Source organism: Novosphingobium beihaiense, assembly GCF_022832375.1.
GTDB lineage: Bacteria > Pseudomonadota > Alphaproteobacteria > Sphingomonadales > Sphingomonadaceae > Novosphingobium > Novosphingobium beihaiensis.
On record NZ_JALHLG010000075.1, the window covers coordinates 1 to 11,779 of the forward strand.

Annotated in this window: 7 protein-coding genes, 1 tRNA gene and 1 riboswitch; of the genes, 3 read left to right on the forward strand and 5 right to left on the reverse strand. The window is 61.2% G+C overall.

The annotated features are described in order from the left end of the window. Nucleotides 1–124: 124 nt before the first annotated feature. Together MTR66_RS20700 and MTR66_RS20705 are read right to left on the reverse strand one after the other, a co-directional pair. The gene (locus MTR66_RS20700; RefSeq protein WP_243924537.1) at nt 125–1,402 is read right to left on the reverse strand and encodes a hypothetical protein; all 1,278 of its coding nucleotides are present in this window, start codon (nt 1,400–1,402) and stop codon (nt 125–127) included. Nucleotides 1,403–1,479: 77 nt separating this feature from the next. Then, nucleotides 1,480–4,632 (reverse strand): TonB-dependent receptor domain-containing protein, encoded by a 3,153-nt coding sequence (locus MTR66_RS20705; protein WP_243924540.1) that lies wholly within the window; start codon nt 4,630–4,632, stop codon nt 1,480–1,482. A 340-nt stretch (nt 4,633–4,972) separates the two neighbouring features. Beyond that, a riboswitch (cobalamin riboswitch) is annotated at nt 4,973–5,189 on the reverse strand. 393 nt (nt 5,190–5,582) lie between these two features. Here MTR66_RS20705 and MTR66_RS20710 point away from each other — a divergent pair. Next, on the forward strand, nt 5,583–7,004 hold the full coding sequence (locus MTR66_RS20710; protein ID WP_243924555.1) for a M48 family metalloprotease: 1,422 nt from the start codon (nt 5,583–5,585) through the stop codon (nt 7,002–7,004). A 480-nt stretch (nt 7,005–7,484) separates the two neighbouring features. Here the strand turns inward: MTR66_RS20710 and MTR66_RS20715 are convergent. Then, a tRNA-Ser gene (locus MTR66_RS20715) sits at nt 7,485–7,574 on the reverse strand. Nucleotides 7,575–7,731: 157 nt separating this feature from the next. On the opposite strand from MTR66_RS20715, the gene hspQ reads away from it, so the two are divergent. Beyond that, complete coding sequence (gene hspQ / locus MTR66_RS20720) at nt 7,732–8,112, forward strand: heat shock protein HspQ (RefSeq protein WP_243924557.1); 381 nt, start codon at nt 7,732–7,734, stop codon at nt 8,110–8,112. 45 nt (nt 8,113–8,157) lie between these two features. On the opposite strand, the gene MTR66_RS20725 is transcribed toward hspQ, so the two are convergent. Then, nucleotides 8,158–10,407, reverse strand: a complete 2,250-nt coding sequence (locus MTR66_RS20725; RefSeq protein WP_243924559.1) for a putative bifunctional diguanylate cyclase/phosphodiesterase — start codon at nt 10,405–10,407, stop codon at nt 8,158–8,160. Nucleotides 10,408–10,523: 116 nt separating this feature from the next. Next, the gene (locus MTR66_RS20730) at nt 10,524–11,402 is read right to left on the reverse strand and encodes an ABC transporter permease (RefSeq protein WP_243924561.1); all 879 of its coding nucleotides are present in this window, start codon (nt 11,400–11,402) and stop codon (nt 10,524–10,526) included. A gap of 92 nt (nt 11,403–11,494) precedes the next feature. Between MTR66_RS20730 and MTR66_RS20735 the strand changes: the two genes are divergently transcribed. Beyond that, the coding region (locus MTR66_RS20735) for a GcrA family cell cycle regulator (RefSeq protein WP_243924565.1) at nt 11,495–11,779 on the forward strand (285 nt) is incomplete at its 3' end.

The following is an 11,779-nucleotide window of genomic DNA, read 5'->3' on the forward strand; positions in this document are numbered from 1 at the left end:
CCCCAACCAGGCGGGAATCCTTCTTCGAGTTTTCGGACAGTCTGATGTGATTTTCGGATTATACGGATTGATGGTTGCCCGTCCCGGTATCGCCAGGACGGGCTTCGAGTTATCGCTTGGAAAGCTATGCTTCCAGTTCTTCCAACTCCTCCGGTAGCAAATCGGGCCTGCCCTTCAAGATGGCACGCGCGGCCACTCCGCGCGGGGAATGAGATACCTGTGCCGGCGACCGATACCCGCGAACGCGCAATGGGGTCGTCGTCTTGGCACCGACATAGCTCACGTCATTCAGCGAATCATAGCTGATGTTGGGCGCAGCCATCAGACTGCCGCTGCTGATTGTAAGCGTGGCCACGGGCGTCGCTGGGCTGGCCGCATTATAGTAGAGGATCGGATTGCCCTTCGCGAACAGGATGCGGTTGTTGTCGATATACTGCGCTGCCCAGAAATAGCCCGGGGCGCCTGTCGAAAAGTCACTGATGGCCGTAAAGTTCGAAAAGGCCGTTGTCGTCTGAAGCAGCTTGCCCTTCATCACATAACTGCTGTCATAAGCGCCAACGAGTACATAGGCGGTCGTTCCGTTGAAGCTGATGTCGCGGACCTCATAGGGATAGGCCGCGCTGTAGCCGAAAACGGTGTTGACGGTCGCCGTGGTCAGATTGGATGTTCCATAGGCGATTTTCTGGAGGGCGGAATTGGTATTGGGTGCGCCCGCGCTCTGATAGCCACCGATGCTGGCAATATAGAGGTCGCTCCCCTGGACCGCCATCTGGAAAGCATTTTTCTCGATGTTGTTGTTGTAGGCGGTCGATCCTACCGTGATCGAACTGGAGCCGATAGTGAAGCGCACAAGCACGCTGTTCTTGTAGGTTGTCCAGCTACTGTTCGTGATCGTGAACAGTCCGAACAAAACGCCTCCGATTTCAATGATGGCCTGCCCATGCACGAAATCGGTGCCGGAAGTATAAAGGCCGCTCGTGGTCGGATCCGTGGAAAAATTGAATATCTTGCCGGTCTCGAGATAGGTGGCGGGGTTTATTTCTACCAGGCGCGCATTGTCGAAATCGAGCGCGTAAAGGAAGCTGCCGACCTTCACCAGTCCATAGAGATTTGTCACGTTCGCCCAGGTGCGGTCCGCTGCGACGCTCGTGCCCGTTTCAGCGTTGTAGATGTCCACCCCAGGTCCGCCGCTGCCAGTATAACGGGTCGCGGCGATGCGGAGATTGTTGCCCGTATCCGCGAACCCTTCGACCTGTGGATCGCCCGCCCCGGTGCCGGTATAGACCTTCATGTTCGGCAGCGGCGTTATGGTGCTGCCATCGTCAGTGATGCGCCCAGCCATGCCGATCGGCGTGCTGGCATAGCTGTTGAGGCTATAGGCCGTGTAGGATGTTGTGGTCATCTTACGTCTCCTGCACCGGGATGTTCTTATGGCGGTAGCGCGCGGAATCCCGGTCAAACCGCCCGCCACCGATCCAGTCAGAAGCGGATACCGGCCGTCAGCCGAACCGAACTGATTTCATAGCGGGAAGATGCGCGCTTGATGTCCGTTGAGAAGCATGTCGCGCACTGCTGGAAGCCGTTATAGACCGGCGCATCAGGGTTCACGCCCGCCTGCACAGTGTATTCGCCATCGCGCAGGCGCGTGTGGAGAAATTCGACGCCGAGCGTGAATGGCCCCGCAACGCGATGCTCCAGTCCGAAGCCATATTGATAGCCCCAGCGATGATTGCCGGTGCCGCGTTCCGTAAAGCGATTGACCGTGTTGGTCGTGAGGAAGCCGTGATCGACGTCGCCTCGCGCCAAGCCGCCTGTTACATAGCCGAGCAGGCCCCGCCACGAATAACCGCCGCGCAGGCGCAGGGACGCAATCGAGTTCAGCCGCCGCGTGAAAGCATAGCTGTCCTCATCGAGAACTTCGCCCATCACATCATCGACATGGAAAAGGAGACCATAGCCCGATACGGCATCGATCAGCCGGTAGCTGGCCCATTCCCCGACCGCACCTATGACCCAATCTCCGATCTGGCGATCATATCCGGCTCTAAATCCGTAGCTCAGACGGCGATTGCGATCTGCTGCAATGCCGTCAGCCGCCACCTTGCCCAGCGCCGTTCCTCGACCGTCGAAGCCACGCTGAAACCCGTTACCGTTAAAGTTCAAAAACCATTCATCGAATACGCGTGCGCCAGGAACATAGTCGGTAAAGACGCCGTTGGCATTGGTGTCGAATGCCAGGGATTCGTTAGCATGTTCAGCCTGCCAGCCCCGCCCGATGCTGCCACCGGCATAGAAGCCGGTCCAAGGGGCAGTGCTCCTATCCAGCTTGATGCGGTCGCTGGTTCGATCCTTGTCCCCTGCGCCAAAGCTCTTGGCGATAGTCAGATAGAATGTGCGCCCCTGCTGGGGATAACCGACATTGGAATAAAGCGTCGGGACGGTGACGCTTTGATAATCGGTCTCGGACGAGTTGTAGTTGAACTGGTTATAATAGTTCGGATTATAGGCTTTCTGACGCGGCCCTGCGTTGAAGACATCGTTAACTCCCGCCGATAGCGCCAAGCCATGCGGCAGTTTGTAGTGAGCGCCAAGATCGATGGTCGTGAGCGGTAGATCGTAGGCGAAGCCACCATTCCCGTCGATGGTCGCGTCTCTCTGGTAGGTGTAGCGCTTTCCGGTATGCTTGACCTCTCCAAAGGTGGTCAGCGCACCATCGAGGAAATGGAGATTGAGGCGGGCGTTGGCCGTGAAGCGGGGATTGTTGAGCGTGTAAAGGCGATCATCGCCGACGCGCTGCAAAGCGCTGATCCCGCCGAAGGTGTAATAGCTGCCCTCGACATAATGGCCCTTCTGATAGGTTGCGGCCGCCTGCAGATCGGCAGACTTGCCAAGGATCAGATTCCCCTCAAACTCGACGCCCTTTGTGACAGTCGTGCCAGAATTGATGTATTTCCCGCCAATGGGCGTCGAGTAGAGCGTTATCGTATCGTAGGTCTTGCGCCGGAAGAAGGTCGTTCGGAAGCTGGCGCGGAGGTCATCCACCACCGTTCCGTTCCATCCAAAGCCTATGTCGGCGTTGTTGCCATGTTCGCGCAGCAGCGGCGTAATGTTGCCCAATGCGCTCGATCCGGCCTGGACGAACACGCCATCGCCATAAATCTCATAGAAATTGGGATAGCGGTTGTAAGTGCCGTAATCGGCGAAGAGCAGCCAACCGCCGAAATTCTTCTTGGCGCTGATGCTCCATGTGGGCTTCCAGCCATAATCCCCCGATGAAGGTCCGAAAGGGTTTTCTGCCTCTCCGAGCGCCGGCCCGAACAGCCGCTCGACCCGCGCGATCGGCGTCAATTCCAGATCGCCAAGCGGGCGCACCGTGATCGTGTCCTGTGCCTGGAAATTGACGAGATGGCGGCGGTAGCGCCGATAGAGGTTCGCCTGCTCCGGCGATGGCATGCCCATGTCGAGATCGCTCGCATCCGCGTGCATTGTCTCCTGGCTGCCCTGCGCGTGCAATTCGATACGCTGGCGGATCGGTCCGTCCTTGCCCAGCGTAAAGGCGAGATCGAGCTGGCCGCCGTAGCGGCGCGTGCGGAAGTCGGACCAGAATCGGCCTAGCCCGCCCAGGCCGAACTGATCGAGATTGGCGTAATGCTTGTCCTGATCCATCGCATTGAGCGCGACGGCGACTTCCAGCCTGCCAAAACGATTGTGCCAGCCTAGCGCAACGTCATGCTGTTTCTGAACTTGTTGGAGGCGCGGGTTTCGAACCGAGGGGTAATTGTCTCCATAGGCCGAAGCAGGAAGCGGATAGGCATATTCAGGCAGATCATTATATTCATATTCATTCTGGATGTTTACCGGCATCAGCCTATTGAGATAAGTATAGGAATATTTTGCGGTGAAGTGGTCACTGTTCCACTTCACCAATATGTTATCCTTCTGGAAGCTGTTATTCAGGCGCCTGCGCTCTATCGGAAAATTGGCCGGCGGCGAGGGATTGCGAGCCGGCAGTCCATAAGACGCGAACAGAAAATCATACCGATCGTAATAGGTGATTGGCTTGCCGTCAGGAGCAAGGCCGCCGTTGAGACTGCGGAGTTGATCGAAAACATAGTCCAGGTAGCGAAAATCGCCCTTGCTATGATCCATATCGACGCCAAGCAGGAGGCTGCCGCCGAACAGGGGGGCATTGATATTGGCCGACGTCTGCCATCCTCCGAATGACCGCACACCACCTGAAACGGTGCCGCTCAGGCCGGTTGCCCGCTTGGTGACGATGTTGATCGCGCCGCCCAGCGGTGCGCCGGAGAAGCGGGCGGGCGTGGTCCCGCGATAGACTTCCACCCGTTCTACATTCTCGATGGGAATGGTCGAAATGTCGGCGGCGACCTCACTTGACGTATTATAGGGAACACCGTCGATATAGATGTTCACCTGGCTTGGTGCGCTGCCCCGGATGCTGGTCGTCGTATAGCCGCCAGTGCCTGCAACCCGGCGGACAAAGACGCCGGGAATCTGATCGAGCAGATCGGGCAGCGATTTGTGCTCGCCGCGCGTGTCATCGGGATAAACGACCGAGACGACGCCGGGAGACAAGACGTTTCGCAATTCCTCACGGCTATTGGCCGTCACCACAATGTCAGTTCGCGCAACCTGGTCGATTGCATTCGGGCTGACGTCGGGCTGTGCAGTTGATACCCTTTCTTCAGCGCTGGAAGACTGTTGCGCCCAAGCCGGTGCAGTTTCCCAACATACGAGCGCCGTCACAACTGCCGCTATCGATACCCTTGAAAATCGCATTTACTTGCCCCCGAGCGCCGAAACTTGCCGGGCAGGGGCTTGCCGTCACGAACGGTTCGATCGCGCGAGCGGGCAGGCGCGATAGGCGCCCGTCACGCGGCCGATGCGGCCCCCGCCGCACGTTCATCGCTCGTTCGGAAGAACCGTGCCGTGGCCATCCCCTGGACCGGGCAAGAGCGACCAGACGCCGGCAGGTCTCCTGGCTTGCGGGTCAGGGCTTGATGCACGGCCTTCCCAAGCTTTCGCTCAGTGGCTTGAGGCCGAAACCCCGTGTGCATCGCGCTCGCCGCTTACAGTTGCAGGGACAGCCTCGGATTCGGACAGCGAACCGTCCTCACCGCGTTCCCATTTTAATCCCCTCTCGGGGAACCGGCGCGATCATAGGCTTACTGTTGCAAACCTGATAGTTGCAGTAAGATTAATCTCCTGCGGAAGCAAGCAAGGACTGATCTGGATTGCTATGTCCCTATCCGCCTTGGCAATCAGATGTTTTCCCGCATGGCCGATTTGGGGTACGCGCCGTGTGGCTGCAAAGCGGCAATTTCGGCCTAAATCCAGCATTTGCCTGGCCAACGTGGCAGAACACGGCAAGATGGCTAGCCGCGAATAGGGGCTGCCGGGATTTGCGCGTCCTTTGCTATCGCCCGCGACTAAGTTACGAGGCGGCAGCGCCATCGAACACACGACATCCGCCAAGGTGTCTGGAAACCAAAGCGTTGCAAGCAACTTGTTAATGTCGAAACATGTTCAGGAGAGGTCTCATTCGCGGTTTCGTATTTGTCGTGGCGCTGGCAGCAACGACCCTTTCACCCGTGGCGGCTTCGGCCCAGCAGGCTCGCTCCATCTCGATGTCCGAGCGGGCGCAGGGGGACAAGGTCAACCCGCAACTGGTCGCGGAATACGGCGGGCGGTACGATGGACCGCAGGCTGCGTTCGTGGAACGCGTGGGCAAGCAGGTGGCGGTGCAGTCTGGCCTGGCGAACGCGGGCGACGATTTCACGGTGCAGTTGCTCAACTCTTCCATCGAGAACGCCTTCGCGATTCCGGGCGGCTATGTCTACGTCACCCGCCAACTGCTCGCGCTGATGAACAACGAGGACGAACTTGCCTTCGTAATGGGGCACGAGGTCGGCCACGTGGCCGCACGCCACTCGGCTGGCAGGCGACAGACCTCGGCGATCGGCGGCCTGCTGGCGGGAATCGTCGGCGCGGTTGCGGGAAAGTCCGATTTCGGTCAGTTGCTGGGTGCAGGCGCGCAGCAGGCTTCCAAGCTCTACACCCTGAAATTCGGACGGGACCAGGAGTATCAGGCGGACACTCTGGGCGTACGGTACGTGATCGGGGCGGGATACGATCCCTGGGGTGCGCCCGAGGTGCTGGCGCAGCTCGATGCCAGTAGCAAACTCCAGGCCCGAACCGCCGGACGGCAGGCGAACGCGACACCGACATGGCTGAGCACCCATCCCTCCAACGCGAAACGGGTTGCGCGTGCACGGGCCCTGGCGCAGCAGACCCAGCGGGACTCACCTGCGCGAGCCCCGCAAGACGCCGCCTTCCTGCGCATGCTGGACGGCATGCGCTATGACGATGACCCCGCCAAGGGCGTCATCGACGGTCAAACATTCCGCCAGCCCACCCTGCGGATCCGTTTCACCGCGCCGCAGGGCTACTCCATCAGCAACACGGACGACGCAGTGACCGTGTCGGGAGCGCGCGGACAGGCGCAGTTGCGCATGGCGGCCGGCATTTCACGGCTTGATGCGGCCGTCGTCGAGGGCTTCCGGAAACTGGGCGGGCAGTTGTCTGCCAACCAGGTGCGCCAGACTACCATCAACGATCGCAAGGCTGCGGTTGCCAGCCTGACCGCGACCGCGAACCGGCAAAGGCTGGATGCGACGGTCCTTGCCATCCAGTTCCCCGGCGCGATGTATGTCTGGACGATGGTCACTCCCCCAGGAGACGGCGCAGCCACCTTCACCCCCATGATCGCAGGCTTCACCACCATGACGGCCGCCGAGGCGGGACAGGTGGGCGGCAAGCATATACGCATTCACAGCGTGAGGCAGGGCGAGACGATAGACAGTCTGTCGAAGCGAATGGCCTATCCCGACTTTCAGCGCGAGCGGTTCGTGATGCTCAACGGGATCGATCCGAACCTGGAACTGCGCCCCGGCATGTTAGTGAAACTGGTAGAGAGGGACTGAACCGGCGCATCGTTCAGAGCGCGGCTGTTTTCGTCGACTGGTTGACATACTCAATGGCATAGCGGCTCGCGACAATCAAAACTCTCGAAGCGGACCTTCATGCCCGTGAAGCGCCCTGCGTTTCCGGAGGAGGCTTGGTTTGACTCAGGCGACCATATCGGGGTGGGCGAGGACCGCATAGTAGTTTGCCTCAACCTCGGCTGGTGAGATGTAGCCTACGGTGCCGCAGAGGTGGTGGTTATTGAATCATCCCGGGATTGCCGGAGGCCATTCGTCTTAAATTACGCGGCCAGCGGGACGAGTCAGCGCTCGAAACCAGCTCACATGATGCCCCAATGTGGGTGGTAGCGCTTGCTGTTGACCGTCATAAACCGGTGCTAAAGTTAGGGAAAATTCGCCAAGAAGAGACTTTTGCAATAAAATCAATGATAAATGGCGGCGCACCCTGTGGACTGCTGCACACTGCTGGGAACGAGTGTCTGGCGGAGAGGGTGGGATTCGAACCCACGGTACGGTTGCCCGTACACCGCATTTCGAGTGCGGCGCATTCGACCTCTCTGCCACCTCTCCGACTGAGATCGCTATGCGGAGGAAGCCTCCGCCGGGTCGAGCGAAGCGCGCCGGTAGCCCAGTTGATCGCGCTTGCCAAGCCCTTCTTTCGGAAAAAACGGGGATCGATCCTCCGGCTTGCTTGTCTCGCACCGCCGCAAAACCTATATTGCCCCTTATGAACAGAGCGTCCTACTTCTCCCCCCAGGCCGGACGGGTCATCGACGCTCCCCGGCTGACGCGTGCGCGTTTTGCCATCGGCGATGTCGTCCGCCACAAGCAGCACGACTTTCGCGGCGTGGTTTTCGATATCGATCCGGTCTTTGCCAATAGCGAGGAATGGTATCAGTCGATCCCGATCGACGTGCGCCCGGTGCGCGAGCAGCCCTACTACCACTTGCTCGCCGAGAACGAGGATTCCAGTTACGTCGCTTACGTCAGCCAGCAGAACCTGATGGGTGACAGCGATGGCGGGCCGGTCGATCACCCTTCGCTTTCGCAGATTTTCGACGAGTACCGGGACGGCCGCTATCAGCTGCGCCGCGGCCTCGCACACTGATTCCGCCTGGCGCGCGGCCGTGCCGCGCACAGGCCGGTCCTTCTCCTAGGCCTCTGTTTCCGGGAGATCGCCGTCACTCAGCGGCGGCCTGAAGGATGCGCCTTCCTCCAGCATCACGGTAATCTGAGCGGCCGGCATCGGGCGGGCCAGCAGATAGCCCTGCACTTCATCGCAACCCACCTTGCTCAGGAACGCATACTGCTCGTTGTCCTCCACCCCTTCGGCGGTCAGGTGCAGGCCGTTCGCGCTGGCCAGGCCAACGATCGCTTCGACCAGGGCCGCGCCCGATGGGGTGTTCACAGCCTGGACGAACGAACGGTCGATCTTGACGCGGTCCACCGCAATGTCGCGGATATGGCTGAGCGAGGAATAGCCGGTGCCGAAATCGTCGAGCGCGCAGGCGATGCCAAGCGCGCGCAATTCCTTCAGCGAGCCTGCAACTTCGCTTGAGGCTGCCATCAGCGCCGTTTCGGTAATTTCGATCTCCAGCCGCCCGGGCGCAAATCCGGCTTCCGTCAGAATCGCCCGCACGCTGCCTGCGAACTTGCGGTTGCGCAGCTGGATGGGCGAGACGTTGACGGCGATCCGCAGATCCGGCCAGGCCCGCGCATCGCGGACGGCACGGCGCAGCACCCAATCGCCCAGCACTTCGATCAGCCCGGACTCCTCGGCCGCGCAAATGAAGGCGCCGGGCGCGATCAGGCCGCTTTCCGGGTGCTGCCAGCGCAGCAGCGCCTCTACCCCCGTCATCTCTCCGGTGCGGAGGGAGAACACCGGCTGATAATACAGCCGCAATTGCGCATCGGGGTCGGCCAGCGCCTGGCGCAGCTCGCGCTCCATCGTCTCGCGCGTGCGCACGGCTTCATCCATGCTGGAGCTGAACAGGACATAGCGGCTGCGCCCCTCTGCCTTGGCCTGATACAGCGCGATGTCCGCCCTGCGGGTGAGTTCGGTGCGGTCGAGCCCATCGCCGGGCGCGATCGCCACACCGATGCTCGCACCGATATAGGCCTGCGAGCCGGACACATTGAACGGCAGCCCCAACTGTCCGACGATCCGCTGGCAGATCCGGTCGATCGCGGCGCGGTCTTCCGGCTCCTGAACGAGGACGGCAAATTCATCGCCGCCCAGCCGCGCGACGATATCGTAGCGGCGCACTTCCGCCACGAGGCGCCGCGCCACCTGGCGGATCAGCGCGTCCCCGGCGGGATGGCCAAGCGTGTCATTGATCTGCTTGAACCGGTCGAGATCGATATAGAGCAAGGCCAGCATCGATCCGTGGCGCCGCGCGCGGGCCAGCGCTTCATCGAAGCGCTCTTCGAACATCGCGCGGTTGCCAAGGCCAGTCAGCCCGTCATGCGTGGCCTGGTGCTCGGCCTGCAGGCGGCTTTCCTCCAGATCCGTGGTGCGTTTGACCAGACGGCTCGCCAGCACGTAGATCACCGCCGTCGAAAGCATCAGTACCAGCACCAGCGTGGGGCCGACGATCTCGGTGACCTGGCTGCCGGGGGCGAAAGGCTGCCACACCAGATAGCCGATCGTGCGCCCGCCGCGGGTGCGCAGCGGCGCCGAGGCATCGAGCGGGTCCCTGCCGGGCGCGATCTGATAGCGCGCCCGGGCCAGGCCGTACTGGCTGCCGATGCGGGCGAAGAAATCGTCGTCCAGAAAGACCACTGCGATGTGAACCGCCTCGCGCCCCGCCTCCTGGGTGACAAGCCCTGTGCCCGGGACGACCGGCTTGACCGAGATGATGGCCGGGCGGCCGCGCAGGACCGCAAAATCCATCTGCCCGGGGGTCTGCATCGTCATATCACTGTCCGCGAACTGGGCGACTTTATGCGTGCGCCGCAACCGGGTGACGAGCGGATCGGCCACGTCCTCTACCGCAATGTAGGATTCCGGCACCACGCGTTTGCCATCGCGCATCGCGTAGACCGGCGCGTTCGCGGGGGACAGAATGTAGACTTCGTCCATCCCCGCATAGCGGTAGAACCAGATGCCCATGTTCCTGTCCAGCCAGCCCATGTCGAGCGGGTTCTGGCGCAGAGCGAGCACGGCGTCGTCCCAGAACGTCTCCGCTTCCTGCGTATGCGCGACGTGCTCCATGCTCTCTTCGAGCACCAGCGAAACGATTGCGAGATCCCGCTGGCGGGAGATCTTGTCCACTTCCCGGCCGGACCAGATCAGCGTTCCGACGATCAGCATGGCAACGCCTACCGCGGCCAGCACGATATGAGGCGTGAAGTTCGCCGCCGCGGAACTGCGGCCCGCATGGGGGGTTTTACGGACAGGCACGCGGAATCCCTAGGTCTGAGAGGGATTACTATCTGTTAACATCTGACCAGGACTTCTTCGTAGTCCGGGCATTCCCGCACTGCCATCCGCGCCCTTCGCCGGAAACGGTATCCGGATCAGCTCTTGAGCTTCCAGCCCGAACGCAGGACCAGATAGACGCCGAAGGCCAGAGCGGCATTGAGCACGCCCAGCCCGATAGCGCTGTGCAGCACAGCCAGGTTGGTGTCGCCAATATCGCTCATGCCCAGGAAACCGAACCGGAAGCCCGAAATCACGTAGAAGAACGGGTTGGCCCGGCTGATCGTCTGAAAGGCCGGGGCAAGATTGTCGATCACATAGAACGTGCCCGACAGCAGCGAGAGCGGCGCGATCACGAAATTGGTCACGGCGGCGTTATGATCGAACTTCTCTGCCCAGATCGAGGAGAGGAAGCCCAGCAGCGCCAGGAACACGGCGCCCATCAGGCCGAACCACACCAGCGCCCAGGGATGCGCGACGGACAGGTCCACGTCCGGCCACAGCAGCATGGCGCCTGCCAGCACCAGCCCCACCAGCACCGCCCGCGTCACGGCGGCTGCGACCATGGCCAGCATCAGTTCGCCCTCGCTAAGCGGCGGCATCAGGAAATCGATGATGGTTCCCTGGATCTTGCCCGACAGGAACGAGAAGCTGGCATTGGCGAATGCGTTCTGCATCATGCCCATCACGATCAAGCCCGGCGCCACGAACGTCGCGAAATTGACGCCCAGCACTTCCCGGCCGCCGCGGCCCAGCGCGACACTGAAGATCACCAGGAACAGCATCGTGGTGATCGCTGGAGCCCAGATCGTCTGCGTCTGCACCTTGAAGAAGCGCTTCACCTCCTTCATATAGAGTGTCTTGAGCCCCACCCAGTTGACCTGGTGGATCAGGGGCGCACCCTTTGCTGGAAACTGGCGAGGCTGCGGCATCGCGGTGCGAGCAGGCAGTCCGGTCGAATTCGTTTGATCGGCCATGGAGCGGCGACTATCGGCTGCGGCCTTGCGAGGCAAGCAGGCATCATGAATTTCGGGGTGATTCTTTCCCCCGGCATGGAAATGGAACGGGAATGAGCTGGACTGACGAGCGTATCGAAAAGCTGACCAAGATGTGGGAAGGCGGGTCCACCGCCAGCCAGATCGCGGAAGAGCTTGGCGGTGTGAGCCGCAACGCGGTGATCGGCAAGGCGCACCGCCTTGGCCTCAAGGCGCGTCCGTCTCCGGTCAAGGCGAACGACAAACCCGCGCGCGCCGCGGCACCCAAGAAGCCCAAGCCCGCGCCGGAAGCCCCTTCGCCCCGCGCGGCCGAACCGGCTGCTCCGCCTCCGGAACGCAAGCCTGCCCCGGCAGCGCCC